The 25345-nt window shown below is 67.3% G+C and carries 21 protein-coding genes; 7 read left to right on the top strand and 14 right to left on the bottom strand.

What is annotated here, in order from left to right; all coding sequences use genetic code 11:
- Nucleotides 1–34: 34 nt before the first annotated feature.
- The 5 genes from ACVXZ4_RS17155 to ACVXZ4_RS17135 form a co-directional block, all read right to left on the bottom strand.
- Nucleotides 35–430, bottom strand: coding sequence for a fluoride efflux transporter FluC (locus ACVXZ4_RS17155; RefSeq protein WP_461795993.1), 396 nt, complete (start codon nt 428–430; stop codon nt 35–37).
- The gene (locus ACVXZ4_RS17150) at nt 427–840 is read right to left on the bottom strand and encodes a fluoride efflux transporter FluC (RefSeq protein ID WP_461795992.1); all 414 of its coding nucleotides are present in this window, start codon (nt 838–840) and stop codon (nt 427–429) included. The genes ACVXZ4_RS17155 and ACVXZ4_RS17150 overlap by 4 nt, the downstream gene beginning before the upstream one ends.
- A 5-nt stretch (nt 841–845) precedes the next feature.
- A complete protein-coding gene (locus tag ACVXZ4_RS17145) occupies nt 846–3008 on the bottom strand; it encodes an APC family permease (RefSeq protein ID WP_461795991.1) in 2163 nt (720 codons plus the stop codon).
- Between the two features lie 265 nt (nt 3009–3273).
- Complete coding sequence (locus ACVXZ4_RS17140) at nt 3274–3879, bottom strand: PadR family transcriptional regulator (protein WP_461795990.1); 606 nt, start codon at nt 3877–3879, stop codon at nt 3274–3276.
- On the bottom strand, nt 3876–4676 hold the full coding sequence (locus ACVXZ4_RS17135) for a DUF4097 family beta strand repeat-containing protein (protein WP_461795989.1): 801 nt from the start codon (nt 4674–4676) through the stop codon (nt 3876–3878). The genes ACVXZ4_RS17140 and ACVXZ4_RS17135 overlap by 4 nt, the downstream gene beginning before the upstream one ends.
- Nucleotides 4677–4973: 297 nt before the next feature.
- Between ACVXZ4_RS17135 and ACVXZ4_RS17130 the strand changes: the two genes are divergently transcribed.
- Nucleotides 4974–5732 (top strand): MerR family transcriptional regulator, encoded by a 759-nt coding sequence (locus ACVXZ4_RS17130; RefSeq protein WP_461795988.1) that lies wholly within the window; start codon nt 4974–4976, stop codon nt 5730–5732.
- Nucleotides 5733–5742: 10 nt separating this feature from the next.
- On the opposite strand, the gene yczE is transcribed toward ACVXZ4_RS17130, so the two are convergent.
- Nucleotides 5743–6357 carry a membrane protein YczE gene (gene yczE, locus ACVXZ4_RS17125; protein WP_461798018.1) on the bottom strand — a complete coding sequence of 205 codons (615 nt, stop codon included), beginning with the start codon at nt 6355–6357 and terminating at the stop codon, nt 5743–5745.
- Nucleotides 6358–6421: 64 nt separating this feature from the next.
- Here yczE and yczR point away from each other — a divergent pair, with 64 nt between their 5' ends.
- The 3 genes from yczR to ACVXZ4_RS17110 all read left to right on the top strand — a co-directional run bounded on the left by yczR (nt 6422) and on the right by ACVXZ4_RS17110 (nt 12020).
- On the top strand, nt 6422–7840 hold the full coding sequence (gene yczR, locus ACVXZ4_RS17120) for a MocR-like transcription factor YczR (RefSeq protein WP_461795987.1): 1419 nt from the start codon (nt 6422–6424) through the stop codon (nt 7838–7840).
- A gap of 127 nt (nt 7841–7967) precedes the next feature.
- Nucleotides 7968–11057, top strand: a complete 3090-nt coding sequence (locus ACVXZ4_RS17115; RefSeq protein WP_461795986.1) for an efflux RND transporter permease subunit — start codon at nt 7968–7970, stop codon at nt 11055–11057.
- A gap of 495 nt (nt 11058–11552) precedes the next feature.
- On the top strand, nt 11553–12020 hold the full coding sequence (locus ACVXZ4_RS17110; protein ID WP_461795985.1) for an NUDIX hydrolase: 468 nt from the start codon (nt 11553–11555) through the stop codon (nt 12018–12020).
- An 18-nt stretch (nt 12021–12038) separates the two neighbouring features.
- Here the strand turns inward: ACVXZ4_RS17110 and ACVXZ4_RS17105 are convergent, their stop codons facing one another.
- Nucleotides 12039–13001 (bottom strand): alpha/beta hydrolase fold domain-containing protein, encoded by a 963-nt coding sequence (locus ACVXZ4_RS17105; RefSeq protein ID WP_461795984.1) that lies wholly within the window; start codon nt 12999–13001, stop codon nt 12039–12041.
- A 273-nt stretch (nt 13002–13274) separates the two neighbouring features.
- Between ACVXZ4_RS17105 and ACVXZ4_RS17100 the strand changes: the two genes are divergently transcribed.
- Entirely contained in the window at nt 13275–15383 is a 2109-nt protein-coding gene (locus ACVXZ4_RS17100; RefSeq protein ID WP_461795983.1) for a DEAD/DEAH box helicase, read from the top strand.
- A gap of 68 nt (nt 15384–15451) precedes the next feature.
- Here ACVXZ4_RS17100 and ACVXZ4_RS17095 read toward each other — a convergent pair whose 3' ends face one another.
- From ACVXZ4_RS17095 to ACVXZ4_RS17065, 7 genes are read right to left on the bottom strand one after another with little or no spacing between them, the layout of a single operon-like run.
- Nucleotides 15452–16255 (bottom strand): polyprenol monophosphomannose synthase, encoded by an 804-nt coding sequence (locus ACVXZ4_RS17095; protein ID WP_461795982.1) that lies wholly within the window; start codon nt 16253–16255, stop codon nt 15452–15454.
- A 59-nt stretch (nt 16256–16314) separates the two neighbouring features.
- Entirely contained in the window at nt 16315–16953 is a 639-nt protein-coding gene (locus ACVXZ4_RS17090; RefSeq protein ID WP_461795981.1) for a sortase domain-containing protein, read from the bottom strand.
- A 5-nt stretch (nt 16954–16958) separates the two neighbouring features.
- The gene (locus tag ACVXZ4_RS17085) at nt 16959–18122 is read right to left on the bottom strand and encodes a glycosyl hydrolase family 8 (protein ID WP_461795980.1); all 1164 of its coding nucleotides are present in this window, start codon (nt 18120–18122) and stop codon (nt 16959–16961) included.
- Nucleotides 18119–18937: a DUF4397 domain-containing protein gene (locus ACVXZ4_RS17080; RefSeq protein WP_461795979.1), complete on the bottom strand. Its 819-nt coding sequence runs from the start codon at nt 18935–18937 to the stop codon at nt 18119–18121. The genes ACVXZ4_RS17085 and ACVXZ4_RS17080 overlap by 4 nt, the downstream gene beginning before the upstream one ends.
- A 41-nt stretch (nt 18938–18978) precedes the next feature.
- Entirely contained in the window at nt 18979–20961 is a 1983-nt protein-coding gene (locus ACVXZ4_RS17075) for an ArnT family glycosyltransferase (RefSeq protein ID WP_461795978.1), read from the bottom strand.
- On the bottom strand, nt 20958–22514 hold the full coding sequence (locus ACVXZ4_RS17070; protein ID WP_461795977.1) for a glycosyltransferase family 2 protein: 1557 nt from the start codon (nt 22512–22514) through the stop codon (nt 20958–20960). Before ACVXZ4_RS17070 ends, ACVXZ4_RS17075 begins: the two co-directional genes overlap by 4 nt.
- Nucleotides 22511–22969, bottom strand: coding sequence for a GtrA family protein (locus ACVXZ4_RS17065; RefSeq protein WP_461795976.1), 459 nt, complete (start codon nt 22967–22969; stop codon nt 22511–22513). Before ACVXZ4_RS17065 ends, ACVXZ4_RS17070 begins: the two co-directional genes overlap by 4 nt.
- Before the next feature lie 185 nt (nt 22970–23154).
- On the opposite strand from ACVXZ4_RS17065, the gene ACVXZ4_RS17060 reads away from it, so the two are divergent.
- Together ACVXZ4_RS17060 and ACVXZ4_RS17055 are read left to right on the top strand one after the other, a co-directional pair.
- A complete protein-coding gene (locus ACVXZ4_RS17060; protein WP_461795975.1) occupies nt 23155–24012 on the top strand; it encodes a hypothetical protein in 858 nt (285 codons plus the stop codon).
- Between the two features lie 451 nt (nt 24013–24463).
- Complete coding sequence (locus ACVXZ4_RS17055; protein ID WP_461795974.1) at nt 24464–25327, top strand: hypothetical protein; 864 nt, start codon at nt 24464–24466, stop codon at nt 25325–25327.
- Nucleotides 25328–25345: the final 18 nt, after the last annotated feature.

The following is a 25345-nucleotide window of genomic DNA, read 5'->3' as shown; positions in this document are numbered from 1 at the left end:
AGGCCGCGGGGCGGTGAACTGGGGCCGGTATTAACTAGGGCCGGTATTGGTGCAGCAGGAAGAACCAGTAGACGACGAAGTAGGCGGCCGTCGCGGCGCCGAGCCCGAGCACGAGGTTGATGACCACGTTGGCGAGGGCCGTGCGCCAGCGCCCGGAGAGCGCGAACTGGATGGTCTCGACCGACCAGGTGCTGAAGGTCGTGAGGCCCCCGGCGATGCCGGTGACGAGGATGAGATGCAGGCCGCTATCGACGACGCCCCGGTCTGCGAGGGCGAGCACGGCGCCGCCGAGCAGCGATCCGGCGACGTTGACCACGAGCACCGCCCGGGGGAAGCGGGTGGCGCGGATGAAAGCGAGGGAGATCGCGTACCGGGCGAGGGCGCCGAGGGCCCCGGCGCCGAGCACCGCCGCGACGATCGCGGGGTTCACTCGTCCACCATGTCGATCTGGAGGGGCTTCTGCCATGGGCGCCCGAGGCTGAGGCCGAGCAGCGCTGCTCCGAAGCCGAGCACGAGGGAGAGCACGAGGTACAGCAGCGCCAGCATCCACAGGCCGTGCTGTGCTTCGGACACAAGCGAGACGATCAACGCCGAGAAGGTGGTGAACGAGCCGATCATGCCCGTGCCGAGACCGACCTTGAGCCAATTGGCGGTGCCCGCCCGTCTCCAGAGGGTGGCGACGAGCGCGCCGAGGGCGAAGGATCCGACCACGTTGATGAGCAGCGTGCTGAGCGGGAAGCCGGTGTCGGAATGAGGGATCACCGTGTCGAGTGTGAGCCTCAGTCCGGTGCCCACCACTCCGCCGACGACGACCGCCGCCACCTCACGCCAGCCCGCCACGAACCCTACTTCTTGACCGTTGTGGAGTTCCTGGCCGCGGACTTCTTGGCGGCCGATTCGCGAGCGAGTCGCGCGGCACGGTCGACCTGGCTCTCGCTGCGCCCCTCGCCCGAGAGCACGCTCGACTTACGGGCGGCGGGCGCTGCCGGTGGAAGCGGCTTACGCATGATCGGGCGGCGGGGCTCGCCGCGGCGGGACTCACCCGGCAACGGGCGGTACGACCGGCTGTAGAGATTGCGGGACGAGTCGAGCAGCCACGGCACCAGCGCGATCGTGACACCGTGCACGAGCATCAGCTTCTGGCGGATGCGGCGGGCCTTGTGGTTGTGCAGCAGGTTCTCCCACCAATGGCCGACGATGTACTGCGGCGTGTAGACCGTGACGACCTCGGAGCCGTACTCCGCCCGGCGTGCCTTGATGTACTTGATGAGGGGCATGCTGATGTCCCGGTACGGCGACGGCACGATACGCAGCGGCACCTGGATGTTCATCTCGTCCCACTGCTTCGAGAGCTGCTCCGAGGCGCGGTCGTCGATGTTGATGTGCACCGCCTCGATGCTCTCGTGACGTGCAGCGATGGCGTAGTCGAGGGCTTTGAGAGTGGGCTTCTGCATCTTGCCGACCAGCACGACGGCGTGGTCTCCGGTAGCTCCGAAGGTGGTGGTGGGGTCGACTTCGATGTCCTTGGCCACCTGGCCGTAGTAGCGGTTGATCCGCAGCATCAGGTAGAAGAGCACGGGCATGATCGCGAAGACGAGCCAGGCGCCGTGTGTGAACTTGGTGATGGTCACCACGACGAGCACGATGCCCGTGAAGGTGGCGCCGGTGGCGTTGATCGCCCGGCTGCGCCAGACCTGACCGCGTTGGGCCTTGGTGAGGCTCTCGCGGCCCTCGCGCAGCATCCGCGTCCAGTGCACGACCATGCCGGTCTGCCCTAGGGTGAAGGAGACGAAGACGCCGATGATGTAGAGCTGGATCAGCTGCGTGAGGTTGGCCCGGTAGATGACGAGGAGCAGGATGGCCGCTCCGCTGAGCACGAGCACCCCGTTCGAGTAGACGAGGCGATCGCCGCGCGTCTGGAGAGACTTGGGCGCGTAGGAATCCCGCGCCAGCACCGAACCGAGGAGCGGGAACCCGTTGAACGCCGTATTGGCCGCGAGCAGAAGCACGAGCGCGGTCGCTCCCTGGATCACGTAGAACATGAAATAGCCGGCGCCGGGGAAGGTGGCCGCGGCGATCTGCGAGATCACGCTGGTCTGCGGTGCGGTGAGGCAGTCTTTGAAGCCCTGCAGGTCGCAGGCATTCTCGGCGTAGTGCACCTTGCTGATCAGCGCGAGCGCCATGATGCCGACGAAGAGCACGATGGCGATCGAGCCCATGAGCACGAGGGTCATCTGGGCGTTCTTGATCTTCGGGCGGCGGAACGCCTGCACGCCGTTCGCGACCGCCTCGACTCCGGTGAGGGCGGAACATCCGCTCGCGAATGCCCGGAGAAGCAGCAGGATGAAGGCGATCTGGGTGAGGCTCGCCGGATCCTTGACGGTGAAGGCGGAGGATGCCGCAATCGGGGTGTCGCCGAGGGCGGCACGCACCAGCCCGGTGACGATCATCACTCCGGTCGAGGCGATAAAGAGGTAGGTGGGCAGAGCGAAGGCCTTGCTCGACTCGGCCACGCCGCGCAGGTTGATGGCGGCGAGCACGATCACGAAGCCGACCGCGATCTCCACCCGGTAGGTGTTGAGCACCGGGAAGGCGGAGATGATGTTGTCCACCCCGGAAGCCACCGACACCGTCACGGTGAGGATGTAGTCCACCAGCAGGGCGGATGCCACGACGAGCCCGGCCTTCTCGCCGAGGTTCTTGTGGGCGACCTCATAGTCGCCTCCGCCCGAGGGATAGGCCTTGATCAGCTGCCGATACGAGGTGACCACCACGATGAGCAGCAGCACCACGGCCGCCGCGACCCAGGGTGCGAAGCTCAGGAAGGCGAGCCCGCCGAGGGTGAGGATGAGGAGCAGTTCCTGCGGCGCATAGGCCACCGAGGAGAGCGCGTCGCTGGCGAAAATGGGCAGGGCGAGATGCTTCGGGAGGAGCTGGCCCTCCAGTTTCTCGGAGGCCAGCGGTTCGCCGATCAGCCAACGCTTCGGCGACCGAACTTCGCTAGTCACGAGGTGCGACACTACACCTCAACTGTGGGCCCGTTGAAATCAGTCCTCAGAATGGGGAATACTCCCGGCAAACCTGCGCTTAACCGCAGCTTCACCCCACGGCACCACCGTTCCACATCGGTGGCGTCGGCTCGGTACGGGCACACCCCCTCCCGTTTTTGCGACCACCCCCGTGTTTGAACAGCGCGGAGGTCGCAAAAACGGGAGGTGGTCGGGCGAGGGGAGCGGAGGGGAGCGGAGGGGAGCGGAGGGGAGAGGGCGGAGACTACTCCTGCAGGGCCTGCCGCACCTTCGCGAGCTGCTCGCGGAGGGTAGAGACCACGTCCTCGCCGAGATCGCCACGGGCCACCCGGCTGCGCAGGTCGATACGCACCTGGTGCCGGAAGTCGTTGATCACCATCTCCGCTTCGCGCAACTGGGTCGCGGCGGTCTCGCGCGGCTGCTCCGACCGGATCGTGCGGCCTGCCTCCCGGGCATCCGCCCTCGCGTCGCGCGCCGCAGACGCGAGATCGGCCCGGAGGGTCTTCATCGCATCGTTCACCGACGCGCGCACCTCGTCGGCGAGGCGGCGGACGGAGTCGGTCACATCGCTCTCGATGCCGTCGAGGTCGCCCTGGCGAGCGTCGAGTTCGGCGCGGCCGGCATCCGTGATCTCGTAGACGGTCTTGCGGCCGTCGGTCGACTTGGTGACGAGTCCCTCGTCCTCGAGTTTGGCGAGCCGGGGATAGATCGTGCCGGCGCTCGGCACGTAGGTGCCGCCGAAGCGCGCGCCGAGCGCCTGGATGAGCTCGTAGCCGTGCATCGGCTGAGTCGCGAGAATGCTGAGCAGGTAGAGCCGCAGGTGACCGTGGGCGAACACCGGGGGAGTCATGCGCTCACCGCATGCAGCACCGAGACGTCGCCGCTGACCGTGTTGGCACGGAACTCGAGCCATTGCTTCTCCAGCACGCCGAACTTGCCGGTGTAGCCACCGCGCACCCCACGGATCTCGGAGTCGTCGAGCTGCAGCTTGCCGCTCACGGTGTTGATCTTGTACTGCACCGGCACCCCGGGGTCGAGTCGGGTCGTGACATCCCCGGAGAGGGTGTTGATGCGCACGACGTCGGGGATGCCGCGGATGTCGAGGAATACGTCCCCGGAGACACCGTCGCTGCTGAACGACATGATCTCGCCGCTCGCAGTGAGGTCTCCCGAGACGGTGTGCGCCACGATTCGGCCGTAGTGGTTGCGCACCGAGATCTCCCCGCTCACGGCGTTGAGTTCGAGATCGCCATAGTGGTTGTCGATCACGACGTCGCCGCTCACGGTGCTGATGCGGGCATCCTCGGTCAGCCCGCTGACGAGCCCGCTGGCGGTCACGACACCGAACCGCAGTTCCACATCGCGCGGCACCATGATGCTCACGTCCGCCGTGGCGCTGCCGCGGAAGGACTTGAAGACCTCGATGAAGTTGTCCCAGCCGAGCTGGGGATGGTCGATCTCGAGGGTGTCGCCGTCGATGCTCACCTTGAGGGGCATCCCGCGCACCGAGTGCACCTCGACGCGGGCGCCGGGTTCGTCATGCCCGACGATGTTCACCTGCCCGCCGATCAGGCTGACCTTGAGCTTTCGGATCATCTCGATGTCGATGATCTTCTCGCCCTCGACGAGCCATTTCTCCTGGGCCATGGTGTTCTCCTTCGATTGTGCGACGGGCGGATGCCGGGCGCCCGATCATCGAGCTATATCGCGTTTGCGTAAACTCAAGATATATCGCGAGTTGGGTTTGCGCAAGGGGCGATCGCTCGCGACGGACCCCGTTCGCCGATCAGGAGTAGCGCGCAACACGCCGCCTCCCGCCCCGGCCCGCCGCGGCGTGTCGCGCGTTACTCCTGATCCGCGAACCATTGGGAGCGGCTGAGGCGTCCACTGGAGGTCGCCGAAGCCCTTGACCTTGACGCAGCGTCAACCTCTAGCGTGGAAGTCATGAGCACAGAGCGGGATTGGCCGATCCAGGAGATCGCACGGCTGTCGGGCACCACGTCCCGCACCCTGCGCCACTACGGCGACATCGGCCTCCTCGCCCCCAGCCGCGTTGGCGCGAACGGCTACCGCTACTACGACGCGGATGCGCTCACCCGGCTGCAGCGCATCCTGATGTTGCGCGAGCTCGGCCTCGCGCTGCCGGCGATCGCGGAGGTGCTGCGCGGCACCGTGGACGATACGGATGCCCTCGCGGGCCACCTGCGCTGGCTACGGCAGGAGAAGCAGCGCCTCGACCGGCAGATCCGCTCGGTCGAGCTCACCATAGGCAAGAGGAAGGAAGGTGCACGGCTCATGGCTGAAGAGATGTTCGACGGGTTCGACCACACCGTCTATAAGGAAGAGGTGGAGGAGCGCTGGGGCAGCGAGCCGTACGCGACCGGCGACAAGTGGTGGCGGACGCTCACCGCGCCCGAGAAGGCCAAATTCCAGGAGGACCAGGCCGCGGTGCAGCGGGACTTCACCGAGGCATCCGTCTCCGGCGCGGCGGTCGACAGCCCCGAGGTGCTCGCGATCACCCGGCGACACTACGACTGGATCGTCGCCGGCTGGCAGGGAAGGATCCCCACGGCCGAGCAGTACGAGGGTCTCGGTGCGATGTACGTCGCCGACGAGCGCTTCGCCCGGAACTACGGCGGCCGGGAGGGGGCGACCTTCGTGCGCGACGCGATGGCCGCGTACGCCGCCCGCTACCTCCGCTGACGGCCTGTGGTCAGGTCGACACCTTCTGGGCGGCCACGACCCGGGCGGGCGCGAGCGGCACGGTCAGCAACGGGATCGTCACATTCACCATCGGGCCGATGAGTACCGCGAAGAGCACGGTACCGATGCCGACGTTGCCCCCGAGCAGCCAGCCAATGGCCAGCACGGTCACCTCGATCGAGGTGCGCACGATCCATAACCGCCAGCCCCAGCGGCGATGGATGCCCGTCATGAGGCCGTCGCGCGGGCCCGGCCCGAATCGCGCGCCGATATAGAGGCCCGTGGCCAGGGCGAGCAGTGCGAGACCGCCGGCGAAGAGGGCCACCTGCTCCCACAGCTGATGAGCGACGGGCAGCAGCCACAGGCCGAACTGCGCGCTCGGACCGATCAGCAGCACGTTGAGAAGCGTGCCGAGTCCCGGCCGCTGGCGGATCGGGATCCAGAGCAGCAGGACGAGTAACCCGACCACATTGGTGATGAGGCCGAACGCGAGACCGGTCTGCCGCGCGATGCCCTGGGTCAACACGTCCCACGGCGAGACGCCGATTCCCGCCTGCACCATCATCGCGATCGCGAACCCGTACAGGAAGAGGCCGACGAGCAGTTGGGAGATACGCCGAAACATCATGGGCCAATCCAATTATCAAATTGGCCTTCTGGCAAGAGGCCAATTCACCTATAGTGGCTCCATGAATACCGTCTCCGCGCGCTCATTGGCCTCCCTGGTCCGCGGGTGGCGCGAGGCCACCTCCGCTCCCGCCTACGCGGCGCTCGCCGACCGCGTCCGGCTGCTCATCCTCGACGGACGTATCCCACTCGGCACCCGGGTGCCCGCGGAGCGTGACCTCGCCGCCCAGTTGGGAGTCAGCCGCACGACGGTGACCGCGAGCTACGCCGAACTGCGGGACGCCGGATTCCTCGACAGCGTGCGCGGCTCCGGCAGCGTCGCCCGGCTGCCCTCGCGAGCTCCCCTCATGGTAGACAGCCCTCAGGCCGGTTACCTCGACTTCAGCAAGGCGACCCTGCCCGCGATCCCCGCCATCGTCGAGGCGGCGCAGCGGGCCGCCGCCGAACTCCCGGCCTATCTCGGGGATTCCGGCTTCGATCCGATCGGGCTCCCAGTGCTGCGCGCCGCCGTCGCCGACCGCTACACCGCCCGCGGCCTGCCGACCGAGCCCGAGCAGATCATGATCACGATCGGCGCCCAGCACGCGATCGCCCTTCTCGCCCGCACCCTTCTCGGCCGGGGCGACAGCGCGCTCGTCGAGTCGCCGAGTTATCCGCACGCCTACGAAGCGCTGAGGCTCACGGGCGCGCGGCTGGTTCCGGTGAGCGTGACGAGCGATGACGGTTGGGACGAAGCTGCGCTCGAACAGGCGCTCCAGCGCACCAGTCCGGCGATGGGCTACCTCATGCCCGACTTCCACAATCCCACCGGGCGCACCATGCCTCCCGCCCAGCGGGAGCGGATGCTTGCGCTCGCCGAGCGGCAGGGCACCGTTATCGTCGCGGACGAGACCATGGCCGAGCTCTCCATCGACCGGCCCGACACCCCATTGCCGCTCGCGGCCTATGGAGCTGCCGTCACCATCGGATCGGTCGGGAAGACCGTCTGGGGAGGGGTGCGCATCGGGTGGATCCGGGCCGAGAGACAGCTCATCCAGAAGCTCACGCGAGCGCGGAGCGCAGGGGACCTCGGTACGCCGGCGCTCGAACAGCTCGTCGTGAGGAACCTCCTCGAGGACTACGACGCGATCCTGGACACCCGGCGCGCGCAGTTGCGGGCGGGTCGCGATCACCTCGCCGGCGCGCTCGCGGTCGCGTTCCCCGACTGGCGGGTGCCCACCCCCGACGGCGGACTCACCACCTGGGTGAACCTCGGCGCCCCAGTGAGCTCCCAACTCACACTCGCCGCTCGCGCGGAGGGGCTGCTGCTGGCGGCCGGCCCGCGCTTCGGCATCGACGGAGCGTTCGAGCGCTTCCTGCGAATTCCCTTCGGCTATTCGGCTGCAGAGACGGATCGGGCGGTGTCGGCCCTCAGCGCAGCATGGCTCTCGCTCGCCCGGGGCCCGCTGCTCGACCAGAGCTTCCTCGCCGAGGTCGTCTAACCGCGTCGCCTACTCCCCAGAGAGTATGCAGACCCTCAGTAAGCACTGAGATACTTTCGAGGGGAATCCCCTTCCCCATTGCACATGGTCGTGCGCCTTTCCCCGCCGCTGCTCCAGGAGTCCCACAGTGCATCTGTTTTCGGTTTTCAGCCTGCGCAACCGCGCCCTCATCGCGCTGATCACTATCGTCATCGGCATCTTCGGCGGCATCGCACTCACCTCCTTCAAGCAGGAGCTGATCCCCTCCCTCTCGCTGCCCTCGGTCTTCATCGTCACGTCCTACCCCGGCGCCTCACCGGACGTCGTCAACACCGACGTCAGCACCCCGATCGAGAGTGCTCTGCAGGGCATCGAGAACCTCGACTCGACCACCGCGACGTCCAACACCTCCGCGTCGACGGTGACAGCGTCCTTCGCCTACGGCACCGATATCGCCACCTCCGAGCAGAAGGTGCAGCTGGCACTCGACCGCATCAAGACGCGCCTGCCCTCCAGCGTCACTCCCCAGGTGATCACCTTCAGCCTGAGCGACTTCCCGGTGATTCAGCTCGCTGTGACCAGCGACATGGATGCCAACGCGCTCGCCGCGAAGCTCTCCTCCCTCACGGTTACGAACCTCAAGCAGCTCGAGGGCGTGAGCGACGTGAGCCTGCTCGGCGCCGCCTCCCAGCGCGTGACCATCACCCCGGATGCCGACAAGCTCGCCGCCGACGGTCTCAGCATCCAGTCGATCAAGTCGGCCCTCACGGCCAACGGAACGCTCCTGGCGAGCGGATCGATCACGGAGAACGACAAGACGCTCACCGTGCAGTCCGGATCGCGCATCACCACCACAGCCGAGATCGCCGCCCTTCCCCTGCTCGGCGGACGCACGGCGACGGCGCTCGCCATCTCGGATGTCGCGACGGTCGCCGTCGTGAACGACCCGACCAGCGGCTATTCCAGCGTCAACGGCAAACCGGCCGTCACGCTCAACATCACGAAGTCGGCGGCCGGCAACACCGTGTCGGTGTCCCACACCGTGCGGGATGACATCCCCACCCTCGAGAAGCAGCTCGGGTCCAACACCAAGTTCACCGTCGTCTCCGACCAGGCTCCGTCGATCACCCAGTCGATCGACAGCCTCGCGCAGGAGGGTCTGCTGGGCCTCGTCTTCGCCGTCATCATCATCCTCGTCTTCCTGTTCTCCGTGCGATCGACCCTGGTCACCGCGATCTCCATCCCGGTCTCGGTGCTGATCACCTTCATCGGCATGCAGGCCTCGGGCTACACGCTGAACGTCATCACCCTCGCGGCGCTCACCATCGCGATCGGACGGGTAGTCGACGACTCGATCGTCGTGATCGAGAACATCAAGCGGCACATCGGGCTCGGCGAAGAGAAGCTGCCTGCCATCCTCGCGGCGGTGCGCGAGGTCGCCACTGCGGTCACGGCCTCCACGATCACCACCGTCGCGGTGTTCCTGCCGATCGCGCTGGTCGGTGGCCTCACGGGCGAGCTGTTCCGTCCCTTCGCGCTCACTGTCACCATGGCGTTGCTCGCCTCGCTGTTCGTCTCCCTCACCATCGTGCCGGTGCTCGCCTACTGGTTCCTCGGCAGCCGGAAGGCGCCGCACAAGCACGCCGGTGGCGCGGTCGCGGAGCCGGTCGAGACGGTCACGCGACTGCAGAAGGTCTACCTCCCGGTCATCCGCTGGACGCTCAAATTCCCCGCGGTCGTTTTGATCGCGGCGCTCGTGCTGCTGGCCGGCAGTGGGTTCCTCGCCACCAGCCTCAAGACCAACTTCATCGGCAACAGCGGGCAGAACACGCTGACGGTCACCCAGACCCTTCCCCTCGGCACCAGCCTCGAAGCTCAGAACGCGGCATCAAAGGAGGTCGAGACGACGCTGCGGGGCATCACGGGAGTCAAGACAGTGCTCCTCACCATCGGGTCGGGCGGAAGCTCGCTGCGCGCCGCATTCTCCGGGGGAGGGTCGAGTACCTACTCGGTCACCACGGACCCGAATGCCGATCAGGCCGCACTGCAGGCCAAGGTCACGTCCGAGCTGAAGAAGATCACCGGCAAGGGCGAGCTCGCTCTCGCCACCGCCCAGGGCGGCTTCGCCTCCACCGACATCGAGGTCGACATCACCGCGGGCAGCGACGCCGATCTGCGCCGGGCCTCCGACGCGATCCTCGCCAAGGTCAAGGATCTCCCCGTGGTCTCGCGAGCGTCGAGCAACCTCTCGGCGTCCCTCCCATACATCGCCGTGCAGATAGACCGGGCGAAGGCCGCTGCCGCCGGACTGAGCGAGGTGCAGGTCGGGGGCATCGTCACCCAGGCAATGAACCCGAGCGCCACCGGCAACGTCGTCATCAACGGCAAGACCCTGTCGATCTACGTCGATAACTCCAGCGCGCCGACGACCACGGACGCGCTGAAGGCCTTCTCGATCCCCACGGCGAAAGGCGTCGTTCCGCTCTCCGACCTCGCCACCATCGCCACGGTGAACGGGCCCTCGAGCGTCACCACCATCAAGGGACTCCGCAGTGCGACCCTTGCGGTGACGCCGGGCACCGACAACACCGGAAGCGCCTCGGCGATCGTGTCGGCCGCCGTGGCGAAGGCGAAGCTGCCGGCGAGTGCCACCGCGACCCTCGGCGGGGTCACTACCCAGCAGAGTGACTCGTTCGGCCAGCTCGGCCTCGCACTGCTCGCCGCCATCCTCATCGTCTATGTGGTGATGGTGGCCACGTTCAAGAGCCTGCGGCAGCCCCTGTTGCTCCTTGTGTCCATCCCGTTCGCGGCGACCGGCGCCATCGCGCTTCAAGTGATCTCGGGCGTGCCGCTCGGCGTCGCATCGCTCATCGGGGTGCTGATGCTCATCGGGATCGTGGTGACGAACGCTATCGTGCTCGTCGACCTGATCAACCAGTACCGCACACGGGGCATGAAGGTGGCCGACGCGATCGTCAACGGCGCTTCTCGTCGACTGCGGCCGATCCTCATGACCGCCCTCGCGACGATCTTCGCGCTGCTTCCCCTCGGAATCGGGCTCACCGGCCACGGCGGATTCATCTCCCAGCCGCTCGCCATCGTCGTGATCGGTGGGCTGGTGTCATCCACGCTGCTGACGCTCATCGTGCTGCCGGTGCTCTACTACCTGGTCGAGGGCGCTAAGGAACGCCGTACGGATCGCCGCGCGGCGAAGGCCGCGTCCGCCTCCATGCCCTAGAGGCTCCCTCGCCGGCGCGATCGTGCCTGGCGCGATCGTGTCTGGCCCGATCGTGTCTGGCGCGGTGCAGTCTCCGTTCGCGGATCAGGAGTGACGGCCCGTTTCCGGCGTGTCGCGTCGTCGTTCGCGGGGTGTCGCGCGGATCTCCTGATCCGCGAACATTGGCCCGCGGTCACGCGCACCTCACTGCGCTGCTGCCCCGAACGGCCCGCCCGGGCGGCGCGCCTGTTCGCCGGCCCGCCCGCGCGCCTGCCTCCCCGCGCGCCTGCCCGCCCGCCCGTCCGTTCGCGGATCAGGAGCGATGAAGAGTTCGCGGGGTGTCACTGCCGTCCGCCCGGCGTGTCGTGAGTGACTCCTGATCCGCGAACGAATCCGCGAACGAATCCGCGGCCGGATCCGCAAATTCCCGATCGACCGACCTGCACACACAGGCCTGCGCACCTCGACCCGCGCACCCGACATCCAGTGCCCGACCCGCGCAGCTAGGCTCGACGGATGGCCACCCCGGATTTCGTGCTCGCGCTGCGCGAGAAGATCGGGCACGACGAGTTGTGGCTTCCCGGAGTGACGGCTGTCGTGCTGCGCGACGCGGAGGTGCTCCTGGTGCGCCGCGCCGATACGGGCGCCTGGACTCCTGTCACCGGCATCGTCGACCCCGGCGAGGAGCCCGCCGTCGCGGCCGAGCGTGAAGTGCTGGAGGAGGCGGATGTGGTCGCGCACGTCGAATCGCTGTCCTGGGTCAAGGTGATCGACCTGGTGACCTACGCCAACGGCGACCGGTCCCGGTATCTCGACCTGGTCTTCCGGTGCAGCTGGGTGTCCGGCGATCCGTTCCCCGCCGATGGTGAGAACACCGAGGCCACCTGGTTCCCACTGGATGCGCTGCCCGCCCTGTCGGCCGACATGAGCGAGCGCATCCGCGTTGCGGTCGTCGGGGCAGAGGCGGCCCGCTTCGAGCGATGACTACTCCAGCGCCGGGGATCAGTCACCGGCAGGTCCGTCGAGCTTGGCGTGGAAGAACGTGGCGATCCGCTCCCGCATGTCGTCACTGAGCATCGCGATCGAGTGCAGGTGTCCCTTCACTGTCACGAAGGTGGTGTCGATGCCGTGCTCGCGCAGTGCCCGCACGAACTCCGACGACTGGGAGAGCGGGATGCGCTCGTCAAGCGAGTGCCCGACGAAGAACGGCGGATCAGAGTCATCCACCTGGAACAGCGGCGACGCGCGCACCGCCTGCGGGCAGGACTCGAAGCTGGTGCAGCCGAGGTAGGAGAGCTCGAGTGGGCGGAATTCGGCGAGCTCGCTGCCGTCGTCGGTGAGGTTGGTCGGGCCGCTCAGCTCCGCGACCGCTGCCACCCGAGACCCCGAGGTGAGACTGCCGGTGCCTTCGACGCCGAGCAACGCTGCGAGATTGCCGCCGGCCGAGCCGCCGAACGCCCCGATGCGATGCGGGTCGATGTCGTACTTCTTCACGATCGCGTCCGAGCGCATGAAGCGCACGGCGGCGCGCACGTCGTCGATTCCGGCGGGGAACGGATGCTGCGGGGCGAGCCCGTACCCCACTGAGAAGCCGACGAAGCCCTGGGAGGCGATCCATTGGCAGACGCTGCGCCAGTTGATGTTGGACTTGTCCCCGGCCCGCCAGCTGCCGCCGTGGATGGAGATGATCGCCGCGCGCGCGGGGGCGGCCACCGCCGAATCACGGGGGAGGCAAACATCCACCCGTCCACCGGTGGCGCTGCCGTAGTCGAGATTCTCGACCACGACGATGCGCGGGTAGGTCTTCAGCTGCGGATAGAGCGGCTGCGCCGACGGCGTGACCTTCTCGGACTGCGTGCCGGTGGGTGCGCAGCCGGCGAGGGAGAGCAGAACGACGAGCGCCGCGAGCGCGGTCAGCACCCGCGCCGGTCCCTGCCGAGTGGCCGACGCTCCCAGAACACGCATTCGAGCCAATCTAATGCGATTTCCGCGGGTGTCCTGTAACGTAGTCGAGTCGGCTCTAGACATCGCGACGTAATCGCGAATGGGTTTGTAAGTCTTTCGGGCCGGTTTCCCTCAGTTCTCACCATAGAGAACACCTCCAGCTACTCCCTGGAATACGTGGGAACAATCACGTATGTGAAACGGTCCTGGCCAAAGACTGCCCGGGTTCCCGCAGAAGCGCTGCTTGTTGGCAGCGCGCTGCCATGCAACTAAACACAACCCGGAAATACGACTATGCCTTTCGACAAGAAGGCGGCTACTGGCCGCCCCGTTAAGAAGTACAACTCCGCCGGACCTGCCAAGAACGGCAGCCGCAGCGAGGGCCACCGTGGATTCCACAACGACGCCCCCGTGAAGAAGCGCTGGAACGCGGATGAGCGCGCCGCGCGCACCGGCGACCGCCCGGCCGGCAACGACCGCCCCGCATCCACGGATCGCCGTCCGAACTGGACCCCGACCAACGAGCGTCCGGCCCGCCCTTCGTACGGCGACCGCCCGCAGCGAACCGAGCGTCCGTCCTACGGCAGCACCGAGCGTCCGTCTTACAACGACCGGCCGGCCCGCCCGTCGTACGGCGACCGTCCGGCTCGTCCTTCGTACAACAACAACACCGAGCGTCCTGCCCGTCCGGCCTACGGCGATCGTCCGGCTCGCACTGAGCGTCCGTCGTACGGCGACCGTCCGGCGTACAACGATCGTCCCGCTCGTACCGACCGTCCGGCGTACAACGATCGTCCTGCTCGTACCGACCGTCCGGCGTACAACGACCGTCCTGCTCGTACCGAGCGTCCCGCGTACAACGACCGTCCTGCTCGTACCGAGCGTCCCGCGTACAACGACCGTCCTGCTCGTACCGAGCGTCCCGCGTACAACGACCGTCCTGCTCGCACCGAACGTCCCGCGTACAACGACCGTCCTGCTCGCACCGAACGTCCCGCGTACGGAAACGACCGCCCCGCACGCACGGAGCGTCCGTCGTATAACGATCGTCCGGCTCGCACGGAGCGTCCCTCGTACGGAAACGACCGCCCGCAGCGCTCCTATGACGATCGTGCGCCGCGTCGCGACAGCGACTACTACCCCGCCAAGAACGATGCCAAGACCGCGGCGTTCGTCGCCCACGAGGATGTCGTCCTCGAGCGACTCGAGGCAAAGGTCATCACCGCGGGAGACGCCGCCGGCGTCACCTGGAAGGACCTCGGCATCGGCGACAACATGACCCGCCAGCTCATCGTGATGGGCGCCGAGAGCCCGTTCCCGATCCAGGCCGCGACCATCCCGGATGTTCTGGCCGGCAAGGACGTGCTCGGTCGCGGAAAGACCGGATCCGGCAAGACCATCGCCTTCGGTGCGCCGCTCGTCGAGCGCCTGATGGAGAACATGGGCGGTGCCGGACGCAAGCCCGGCCGCAAGCCCCGCGCGCTCATCCTCGCTCCGACCCGCGAGCTCGCCATGCAGATCGACCGCACGGTGCAGCCCATCGCCCGCAGCGTCGGCCTCTTCACCACCACCATCGTCGGCGGCGTGCCGCAGTACAAGCAGGTCTCTACTCTCCAGCGTGGCGTCGACATCGTCATCGCGACTCCCGGTCGCGTCGAAGACCTCATCGAGCAGGGCCGTCTCGACCTCAGCGAGGTCTTCGTGACCGTGCTCGACGAGGCCGACCACATGTGCGACCTCGGGTTCCTCGAGCCGGTGCAGCGCATCCTCGAGTCCACCAAGAAGGGCGGCCAGAAGCTGCTGTTCTCGGCAACTCTCGACAAGGGTGTCGCCACCCTCGTCAAGCAGTTCCTCAAGGAGCCGGCCGTGCACGAGGTCGCCGGTGAAGACCAGGCCTCCTCCACGATCGACCACCGCGTGCTGCTCATCGAGCAGCGCGACAAGACTCGCATCATCGAGGAGCTCGCTGCCGGCGAGGGCAAGACGCTGATCTTCGCCCGTACCCGCGCATTCGCCGAGCAACTGGCCGACCAGCTCGAGGATGCCGGTATCCCGGCGACCTCCCTGCACGGTGACCTCAACCAGTCCCGCCGCACGCGCAACCTCCAGCTGCTCACCAGCGGCCGGGTCAACGTGCTCGTGGCGACGGATGTCGCGGCCCGCGGCATCCACGTCGATGACATCAGCCTGGTGATCCAGGCCGACGCCCCCGACGAGTACAAGACCTACCTGCACCGCTCCGGCCGCACGGGCCGCGCGGGCAAGGTCGGCACGGTAGTGACCCTCATCTCGAAGGCACGCCGCCGCCGCATGGACGAGCTCCTCGGCCGCGCCGAGATCAAGGCGTCCATGCAGATCGCCGCTCCCGGTGATCGAGTGATCGAAGAACTCGCCGCGCTCTAAGAAACACCGTCGAAGCGAAGGGCGTTCACCCTGTGGGGTGGGCGCCCTTCGTCGTCGCGCCGGGATTGCTAAGCCCGGGGACCGCTGGCGTTCGGCAGAGCTCGGTGGTAGCTCGCCCGCACCGACGGAAGGCGCCGCCCGGGGGACAGCAGTCCGGCGAGTGCCCGCGAACGGCGGCGGATGCCCCAGGCCGTGACGCGCAGCAGAGACTCCACCACGATGTTGCCACTCATCTTCGACTCGCCGATGGTGCGCTCGGTGAACGTGATCGGAGTCTCCACCACGCGGAGTCCATGCTCGAGGGCACGCCACAGAAGATCCACCTGGAAGCAGTACCCGTGGCTCGCGACCCCGCCGAGCTCGAGCCGGCGCAGTGCGTCGGCTGAGAAGACGCGGTATCCGCCTGTCGTGTCGCGCACATCGATCCCGAGGGCAGCGCGCGTGTAGGCGCTGCCGCCGAGGCTCAGCAGCTTGCGCCGCAACGGCCAGTTCTCAACCGATCCCCCGGGAATCCAGCGAGAACCGAGCACGAGGTCGTGGTCGGCGAGCAGCTCGATCATGCGGGGAAGATCTTCCGGGTGGTGCGAACCGTCGGCGTCCATCTCCACGAGTGCCCAGTATCCGGCGGCGACACCCCATTCGAAGCCCGCGAGATACGCCCCGCCGAGGCCGGTCTTCTCGGCGCGGTGCATCACGTGCACCTCGGGATGAAGGGCGGCGAGGTCATCCGCCACCTGCCCTGTACCGTCGGGCGAGTTGTCGTCGACGATGAGCACGTCGGTGTGAGGCGAGGCGGCCAGGATGCGATCGACCATTGTCGCCACGTTGTCGCGTTCGTTGTAGGTGGGCATGATCACGAGGGTTTCGAGCACTTCGATTCCTTTGTTTGTCGGGTCTGAGATGGGCGGGTCGGTGAGGGGATGCCGCGGGGTCACTTCGCGACAAGCGTCGCGAAGACCACGAGGTTGTCGTCGTAGTGGCCGGTGGCGGGATTGAAGGTGCCGTCGCACGTGATCACGCGGAGTTGCGGGGTCGGCACAGTTCCGTACACGGCGCTCGACGGGAACTGGGTCTTCGGAGCGACCTCCGAGCGGTCGGCCTCGAAGGTGAGAGTGCGGCCGTCGGAGAGCGAAACAAGGATCTTCATCCCCGGCGTCACCGTGTGGAGATTCGCGAAGACGGCAGGAGCAGTGATCGAGTCGATGTGACCGGCGATGATGGCTGGCCCGACCTGCCCGGGAACCACCCCTCCGGAGTACCAGCCCGCCTTATTGAAGTCGACCGGGGGCAGCAGGGCCCCTGTGGAGTTGAGGGTGAGAAGCTCGACGTCGCTCGAGACCCCGATGTCGGGGATCGAGACGTGGGTGACGACGATCCCGGACTGCGGGGCGGTCGAGGGGCCGGCATCCGGGGTCTGGATGCCACCGGCCGCGCCCTCGGAGGAAGAGGTGCTCGACGGTGTGCCGGAGGTCGAGCGGGAGATCGCCAGGGCGGATCCGCTCACGGTGATCGCCACGAGAGCGGCGGCGACACCGATCGCGACCCAGTTGCGGCGGGAGAGTCTCTGCATGGTGCTCAATTCCTTTCAGCGAGCGGAGCGCACCCGCCGAGGGTGGCCTGCCGCAACATCGTGAGGGCGAGGGTCGTCCATGCTCGGCCGTAGTAGGTGGGAACAGAGGACGACAGGCGAGCGGCCCGACGGAGGTCGGCATTCGCCGGGGCGTGGGCTCCGCCGGCCGCCGAAGCTGCGGCGCGGGCGGCGTAGGCGAGCGGGCTCTTGTCGCTGGTCTGCGGCGCGCCGCCGAGGTCGAGCACCGCGGACAGGGAAGTCGAGCGAGTGAGCGTCGGCGCGATTCTCGCGGCGATGGCGACGTCGGCCGGGGAGCAGGATTCGGCGAACCGGATGGCGGTGCGAGCCGCGTCGTACCCGTAGGTCACCGCACCGGACGTTCCGGTCGGGCCGGGGATCACCGCGACGGTGCCGTCGTCGCTCACCTGGGCCCAGTCGGAGGGCAGCGCCGCGACATCGAGCAGTTTGGTCGTGACAGCGCGGGACCCGACGGCGAGTTCGGCCCAGCGGGGGTCGCCCGTGGCATCCCCCAGCAGCGCGAAGGCCACAGGGGAGGCGTAGCTCGGGTTGTACGAGTGGGGATTGGTGGCGGCCCACGGTCCCGGAAGCAGGATGCGCCCGAGCGAGGTCTGCATCGTGAGGATGTCGGCGATGGAGGTGGCGAGCCGCTTTCCCGCTGCCGTCAGGTCGGGGCGATCGAACTGCTTTCCGGCGAGCACGAGCGCGCGGGCGGCGTCCAGGTCGGCGTCGCTCGCCGGGGTGGAGTCCACGACGCTGCCGTTCTGCCACCGCCAGGCGAGCAGCCCGTTGCTCTTCTGCAGGTGCTTCTCCGTCCAGTCCCACACGACGTCGAAGCTCTTTTCGTCGTTCACCGAGAGAGCGATGAGCATGCCGTAGGCCTGCCCCTCGCTCACCGTGTCGGACCCTTGGTCGCGACGGACGACCCGACCACGATCGACCCAGTCGGCGAGGAATGCCCGACCGAGGGCCGCGGAGTCCGTGCCCGAGTCGCTCGTCGACGCCGGAAGCGTCGACGACGAGGACGAGGTGGGCGCGCCGGCCCCTCGGGGGCTCGGTGGAAGCCCGAGCGCTGCCCCGGCTATCACGGCGGTGACGGCCAGGGCCGCCACCGTCGTGATCACCAGAAGGAGCCGGCGTCGCATCGTCATCGCTTCTCGGACCCCACCGGGGTCAAAGAGTCGAGGGAGTGCGCGGAGGTGGCGAGGTAACCGCCACCGGTCTGGACTCCACCGATGGGAGCCGCGCCGACCGCGGCACTGTCGATGATCGGGCGCACAGCGAGTCCTCCGCCGGTCGTGTCGAGCACGAGCAGGGTCGTGACGCTGCCGTTGGCGAGGGAGACGGGTTCGATCGACTCGACGTTCTTACCGGTGAGGGTGAGCGACCAGGGGCCGGCCGCGACCTCGGCGTATCCCGTTGCGGTGCCCGACTTGGCGTTCTGGGCGATGGAGATGCCGGTGGCCGTCTTCACGTCGATCGACGAGGTCTTGGTCGACGCCTGGATGAGGCGGATGCGCGCCTGCCCCGCGGCCGGGGTGGAGAGGTCATCGGTGAAGACCTTCAGAGCGAGTTTCTTGTTGGGTCCATAGGCGGCCACTGTCGACGCCTTGCCTGCTTTGACGGAGACGGAGGCACTCAACATGGGCTTGGCCGTCGACTTCGACCCCGCCGGCACCATCGCGATCGTGTAGACGCCCGTGGGCATCGACCGGTAGCTGGACACCGCTCCGTACTTGACGCTGTCGAGGTCGTAGACGGATGCTCCGCCCATGAGCGCGGTGACGCGCACGTCCACCGATTTCGTGTCGGGGGAGAGGTGGGCGATCCGCAGCCAGCCGACCGCTCCGGTGGCCGCGGGAGCCTCTCCGGTCGCGGCGAGTGCCGGGGTGGCGGTTGCTCCGATCGCGACGACCGCCACCAGCGCGGCGGCGCTGACGAGGGAACGCAGGGTGATTTTCTTCATGATGATCTCCTGTTCGGGTGAGGCGGATGTTCGTGGTTGGGCTACGACACGACGCCGGAGGGCGCTGCCGGGGAGTAGACGAGTTGCATGGATCCGTCCACGACGGAGACGGAGGCCGGGGAGTATTGGCCGGTGAGTCCCGCGACATAGGCCTTCGCAGCAGCAGTCAATGAGCCTCCGCGCACGGCGGGTTCGCCGTCGAGCGCAGAGATCCGCACCACTCTGCGAGGCTGGTCTCCCTCGCCGGCCTGCATCGGGAATCCCGAGACTGTCACCGACCCGATGGCGAGTTGGCTCCCGAGGGCGAGCGGGATGCGGATGTCGACGCGCCCACCGGTGAGGAGGTCGCGATTGGCCGCCGACACCGATAGGCCCGGGTTGCCGGCGAGTTGCGTACCGGCGGTGGAGGCCTGGGCCGTCTGGGTCGCAGCCGCCTTCTTCGCTGCGCTGAGCCCGTCGGGCTCGATGCGACGGATGTCGACCGCTTGCGTCCCGCGCCCGAAGGACGCGACGACGACCGAGTTGGTGATCGCTTTCTTCACCTGCGGGAGGGAGTTGGGGAAGCTGCGCATCGAATCCGTGGTGATCACATAGTCGGAGTCCTTCCAGCCCTGCGGCGACCCGGCCTTGACGGCGGGGTCGGTGTCGAGCTTGTAGTACCAGAGGACGTTGTCGCGCGACCAGCCGGCCTTCACGAGATCGACCCACATCGCGTCATCCACGATCATGCGGTTGCTGTGCGGGATGTTGTCGATGGCCCAGCTCTCGGCAGAGCGCAGCGGTGAATCCAGGTCTGCAAGCAGGAATCCGCGAAGCTGCACGGTCCAGAGCGGAACGGCGGCGACCACGGCGACCGCGGTGACGGCCACCCAAGCGCCGGCTCGTATCCGCGTAGCGCCCCGGCTGTGGCGCACCGCTCGCACCGCCTTCTCCGCCATCGCCGCAATGAGGATCGCGGCGAAGGGTAGGAGCACGATCACGTAGGGCACCGGGAGGTAGCCGTTCGGCCGGAACATCGCGGCGATCAGGAACACCATCATCACGGCGATCGGCCGCAGTCGCGTGAAGAAAACGGCGGAGACGGAGGCGAGCGTTCCGAGCACGATGATCACCGGGTCGAGTTGCCACCACATTGAGAAGGTGCGCACGATGAGACTGTTCGGGTCGATCACGGATCCGCTACCCGCTCGGGACCCGAGCTGGAAGAGCACGCCATCGGTCAGGCTGGACTTGCCGGGGGAGGGCAGTAGCTCTCCCTTGATGGCCGCGAGAAGCAGGTAGCTCGATCCCACGAGAACGAGCACCGTTCCGGCGACCGAGAGGGTGTAGCGTCGCGTGGCCTTGTGAGAGGAACGCACCATCATCCAGGCAAGGAAGGGGAGCGCGAGAAGAAAGGTCTCCTTGCTCAGGACAGCGATGCTGAAGAGCGCGGCGGATGCGGCGAAGCTCGCGAGCTGCGACCGCTTGTTGAGCGCCAGGATGAAGGCCCCGAGGAGCCAGGGCAGCGCGATGTTGTCTAGATACACCGTTCGGTGGAATTGCAGGGCGAGGGGGGACAGCGCGAAAACGAGAGCTGCAACTGCACTCGCCGCCCGGCCGATGCCGAGACGCCGAGCGAGGGCCCAGACGAGCACGACGCTGATAAGGGTGGCGACGATAACCGCCTCGCGTGCGGCGAGCACGGCAAGGTCGTAGCGGGAGAACGCGCCGGTGAGTTGGGCGTATCCCGCGATCTGGATCCAGCCGAGCGGCGGATGATCGTAGCTGTACGTGTAGTGAGCCAGCTGGCCGAAGGCCGATACCGCGTAGGCCTGTGCTGTGTAGGTTCCCTCGTCGTCGATGCGCTGAGGCGAGCCGCTGAAGTTGAGGAAGGAGACGATGGCGGAGATGACGAGTACCGGGGAGATCCACGGAAGCGCGAGACGGTGGCGCACGTAGAACCGGGTGGCCACACGCCCGATGCGGTGGCCGCTTTCCCCGAGGAACTCGCGAATGGGGGTGTGGGAGAGAGTAGCGCTGGTCATCGGGTCGCCCCTTCATTCTCTGTCTCGCGGCTTTCGGCGAAAGAGGGGCCGGAGTCCACGGTCTGGAAATAGTCGAATTCGCTGTGTCCTGTCGTGGTGAGCACCGGGGTGCCGGCGGGCAGACCGATCGCCGAGTTCTGGGCGACGACGGGTTCGCGGTGAGCTCCGGTGTGCTCTGTCTTCTCCCAGCCGGTCTCCCCCTTCAGCTGACGGAAGACGGCGCGGATCGCGGCGGCGGCGAGGAACACCTGAAAGGGGAAGGTTCCGAGGACGAGGCGCACGTAGTCCCGGATTCGCACCTTCTCGTTGTAGACGCGCCCGAAGTCGCCGAGACCGGCTATCTCGACCGCCACGGTGATGAGCGTCGGAGCGATCGGGATGAACGTGATGAGCGCGATCGGAGTCGGTACCTTCACGAAGAAGATCAGCACGAGCGAGACCGGGATCATGATGCCCGAGATGGCCTGAAGGAATGGCATCGCGAGCATGTACCGCGCGAACAGGCGCTGCGTGCGGGTCGGAAGCTTCTTCCATTCGCCCTTGCGCAGCACCTGGAGGAAGCCCTGATTCCAGCGTGTGCGCTGCTTGAACAGCGAGGTGAGAGAGCCGGGGGTCTCCTCGCGGGTGACGACCTCCGGGCTGTAGGCCACGACGACCTCGGCTCCGGCGCTCGAGAGCCGAACGCCGAGCTCGCAGTCCTCGGCCAGGCATTCGGCATCCCAGCCGTCCGTGAACTCGAGCCATTCGCGGCGGACGAAGACCGTATTGCCGCCGAGGGGGATGAAGCGCGCGCCGGCGTGGAAGTGCAGGCGGGAACGGAACCAGAAGTAGTACTCCAAGACGTTTCGCAGCGACCACCAGCTCGTCCTGAAGTTCATCAGCTGCACACCGCCCTGCACCACGGCGGCGCCGGTTTCGGTGAACTTGGAGTCGATCAGGCGCAGGAGACCGGGATGCACCTCGTCCTCGGCGTCGAATACCCCGACGATATCCCCGGTGGCGAACGCGAGGGCGGTGTTGAGCGCCTTCGGCTTGTTCTTGGGGACGCTGTGGTCTATGACCACGGAGATGAGGTCGGGATGCCGAGCGGCAGCCTCTCTGGCGACCCGCTCGGTGCCGGGGTCATCGTTTCCGACGATCGCGATGATCTGGACATGCGGGTGGGTCTGGGTGGCGAGCACGTCGAGTGTCCGCCCCATGACCTCCTCTTCGTGTCGACCGGGCACGAGCAGCGTGAAGCTGTGAGCCGGTGGCGCCGTCTTCTCCGAGAAACCGGTGCGCTTGAAGTTGCCGTCGGACTTCCAGGCATGGAGCATCCACCAGAGAGTGGTCACGGCGATCGCCGTGAGCGCGGCCGCGACCAGCACAAGGGCCGAGATTGCGAGGATGGTCGGCAGATCCAGTCCGCCGAACGCTCCGGTGGAGTCGGTCGGAGAGATCAGTCCGACGCCTCCGCGGTTGGGCACAGGACCCGTCGAACCACCCGTGGAATCGGGGGAGGGGGGAAGTACGGGGGAAGCGGCGAACAGCACGAGGGGGGTGAGCAGATTCATGCGGGAGAACCTTCTTTAGTCGCGGGAAAGACCAGGAATCGGTAGGAGAAGTAGCGAAAGGTGGTGCCGAGCACCAGCCCGACGCCATTCGCGGCGATGTTGTCGGCCAGTGGGGTGACCAGGCCGAGAACATAGTGGGAGACGAACAGGCAGAATGCGGCGATCCCGAGCCCGAGGACGTTCGAGATCGCGAACATGACGCCCTCCCGCCACACCGCTCGCGTGCGGTGTGCGCGGAAGGTGAGGTACCGGTTGCCGAGCCAGGCGACGATGGTCGCCACGGTGACCGAGACCACTTTTGCGGTGATGGTGTGCTGATGCAGCGGGCCGAGCAGGAGCACGTTGTAGATGGTGAAATCCACGACGAACGCGACCAGTCCCACGCCGCCGAAGGTCACGAGCTGGGTGAAGCGAGCCTGGAGGGAACGAGCCTGGGTGGCGCGTTTCCCCCTCACCCGAGTGGCACCCGATCGGGGGGGATTTATTGTGGACATGTAGCTTCCTTCGGGGAGCTCGCCGAAGTGGATTGCACAATGTCGCGACAATCAGGCCTTTCACAGTTCATCGTTACGCGCTGTTCACCGGCCCGAACGAACGGCGAAATCTAGGCGGGGCGACGCGGGGCGACGAAGATGGAGGGATGTCCTCCCCTCGCGCTGCGTCACCGCGATCTGCAGTGATGCTCCGCGCCGTCGGGGCCGTGGCCCTGATCGCCGTGGCCGTCGGTGGGCTGTCCTCCGGCCGCGAGCCCGCCGACGCCGCATCGCCTCCGCACCACGATCTCGCCGTCGCCGGCGTTGCTAGCTTCGACCCCGGGTACATCATCTCCGACCGGGTGCTGTCCGATTCGCGATCGCTTTCTGAGGCGCAGGTGCAGTCCTTTCTCGCCGAAGAGGCTCCCGGGTGCGCCTTCACGAGCGAGACAACCTGCCTGCGGGCCTATCGGTCAGACCTGCCCGCCCGTGCGGCCTCGCCCGGCGGCCAGTGTGCCGCCATCGACGAGGAATCGGCGGTGCTCGCCAGCCGGATCGTCGTGCAGGTGGCCCGCGCCTGCCTCATCAACCCGGAGGTCCTGCTCGTGATGCTGCAGAAGGAACAGGGACTCATCACGGCGGTGTCCCCGACGGACCGCGCGTACCGCGTGGCCATGGGATACGGATGCCCGGACTCCGTCGCGTGCAACACGGAGTTCTACGGGTTCGCGTCTCAGGTGTACCGGGCGGCGAAGCAGCTGCGCAGCTACCTGCTGGATCCCGCGCACTGGCGCTACCGGGTGGGGCCGGTCGCAGTGAAGTTCCATCCTCAGGCGACCTGCGGTGCGACGGTGGTGGACATCCGCAACCAGGCGACCGCCGCGCTCTACAACTACACCCCGTATCAGCCGAACTCCGCAGCGCTGGCCAATCCGCGAGGGAAGGGCGACGCGTGCTCGTCGTATGGCAACCGCAACTTCTGGGTCGACTTCACCGCCTGGTTCGGCTCGCCGACCGAGGGCTGAGGCCTGTCGAAGCGTCACGGGCGGCGGGGCGGTCCTCTCGCTGATCCGTCCCTGGAAAGGTCGCGCTGACGATTTTGTTTGCGGCCACGGCCCCCCAATTCGGGGGAGAGGGTCCGAGCCGCGCGTCGGTTCTACCGTCACGATAGGGGTACAGTCTGTCCGCTGTACCCCGGCTATCCCAACTCCGCCTTCATCGGGCATTTCTCGAATTGAGATCGATATCACGAATGTTTCATTGGCGATAGCTCAATCGGAGGGAATCTTACACAGTGAACGAAACCGCGTTCCGGCCGGCGCTGGCGGGGCCGCAAGGGGTACAAAATGCCACCGAGCGACGTGCCAATTCTGTTAGCGTTCCAGATGTGAGGCGCTCCCTAGGCGACTCACGGAAACGCTGCGACTAACCACCCGACACAGCACACGTACACCTGTGACTGAATCGGGGGATTCCATGTCTTTCAGCGACTTCGCACCATCCGCAGTGGCCTATCGCCGGGCACTGGCGGCACTTGTCGTCGGTGTCATCGCGGCCACTGTCGCGGTCGTCTCCCTTGGCGACACCGATCGGGCAGATGCCCGCACGACACAGCCTGTCCGTTCCGAGATCGTCACCAGCGGCACCGCGCACGCGGCCGCAGCGAGCTCCGCCTCGCTGTGGACCCGACGGATCTCCCTCCTCACCCCCGTGACGGCCCTCCCCGTGACGGTGATCGCCGAGGCGGCGGTCGCCCCGGCTTCCACCCCCGCGGTCGCCCCGGCTTCCGCACCGCGACCGGCCACCGTGGTGCTCGGAGACTTCCTCTCCCAGCGGGATGTGCGCCTCGAAGCCATCGCCCGGGCCGCCACCAAGGCGCGTGCCGAGAAGGCGGCGGCTGAGGCTGCCGCTGCCGCTGCCGCAGCAGCCCAGGCCGCCGCCGTCGCTGCGGCGCAGGCGGCCGCCCAGGCCGCAGCGCAAGCGGCGGCAAACGCAGCCGCCCGCGCAGCCCAGGGCTTCGTACAGCGGGTGTGGACGAGTGGATTCCAGAACGAGATCAACCAGTGCCGCGGCGCGGTCGATGTCACGGCCGTCTATCACGTGAGGGTGATCGCCGAACACAGCAACTGCGGCGGCAACCGGTTCCCCACCGCTTCCGGTGCGATCGTCACGATCACCGGCCTCGATGCCGGCCGCTACCGCGTGATCGGTGTCGTCGCGCACCTCAACGGCGAGGTCAACCACGCCGAGGACATCCCGCGCGGTTACGACCTGCTCTTCCAGACCTGCGCCAACGGCTTCACCGACATGAGGTTCACCGCCCTCCAGCGCATCGGCTAGAGCCCGGATCGCACGGGC

The sequence above is a fragment of the Lacisediminihabitans sp. FW035 genome (assembly GCF_054880895.1).
The sequence above is the reverse complement of the archived record's forward strand: the minus strand, read 5'-3'. Positions and strand labels throughout refer to the sequence as shown.

Coding starts and splice junctions, on each gene's coding strand:
- ACVXZ4_RS17140 (WP_461795990.1), bottom strand. CDS start 3,879: ATGACTCCCCCGGTGTTCGCCCACGGTCACCTGCGGCTCTACCTGCTC.
- ACVXZ4_RS17135 (WP_461795989.1), bottom strand. CDS start 4,676: ATGGCCCAGGAGAAATGGCTCGTCGAGGGCGAGAAGATCATCGACATC.
- ACVXZ4_RS17130 (WP_461795988.1), top strand. CDS start 4,974: ATGAGCACAGAGCGGGATTGGCCGATCCAGGAGATCGCACGGCTGTCG.
- yczE (WP_461798018.1), bottom strand. CDS start 6,357: ATGTTTCGGCGTATCTCCCAACTGCTCGTCGGCCTCTTCCTGTACGGG.
- yczR (WP_461795987.1), top strand. CDS start 6,422: ATGAATACCGTCTCCGCGCGCTCATTGGCCTCCCTGGTCCGCGGGTGG.
- ACVXZ4_RS17110 (WP_461795985.1), top strand. CDS start 11,553: ATGGCCACCCCGGATTTCGTGCTCGCGCTGCGCGAGAAGATCGGGCAC.
- ACVXZ4_RS17105 (WP_461795984.1), bottom strand. CDS start 13,001: ATGCGTGTTCTGGGAGCGTCGGCCACTCGGCAGGGACCGGCGCGGGTG.
- ACVXZ4_RS17100 (WP_461795983.1), top strand. CDS start 13,275: ATGCCTTTCGACAAGAAGGCGGCTACTGGCCGCCCCGTTAAGAAGTAC.
- ACVXZ4_RS17090 (WP_461795981.1), bottom strand. CDS start 16,953: ATGCAGAGACTCTCCCGCCGCAACTGGGTCGCGATCGGTGTCGCCGCC.
- ACVXZ4_RS17085 (WP_461795980.1), bottom strand. CDS start 18,122: ATGACGATGCGACGCCGGCTCCTTCTGGTGATCACGACGGTGGCGGCC.
- ACVXZ4_RS17080 (WP_461795979.1), bottom strand. CDS start 18,937: ATGAAGAAAATCACCCTGCGTTCCCTCGTCAGCGCCGCCGCGCTGGTG.
- ACVXZ4_RS17075 (WP_461795978.1), bottom strand. CDS start 20,961: ATGACCAGCGCTACTCTCTCCCACACCCCCATTCGCGAGTTCCTCGGG.
- ACVXZ4_RS17070 (WP_461795977.1), bottom strand. CDS start 22,514: ATGAATCTGCTCACCCCCCTCGTGCTGTTCGCCGCTTCCCCCGTACTT.
- ACVXZ4_RS17060 (WP_461795975.1), top strand. CDS start 23,155: ATGTCCTCCCCTCGCGCTGCGTCACCGCGATCTGCAGTGATGCTCCGC.
- ACVXZ4_RS17055 (WP_461795974.1), top strand. CDS start 24,464: ATGTCTTTCAGCGACTTCGCACCATCCGCAGTGGCCTATCGCCGGGCA.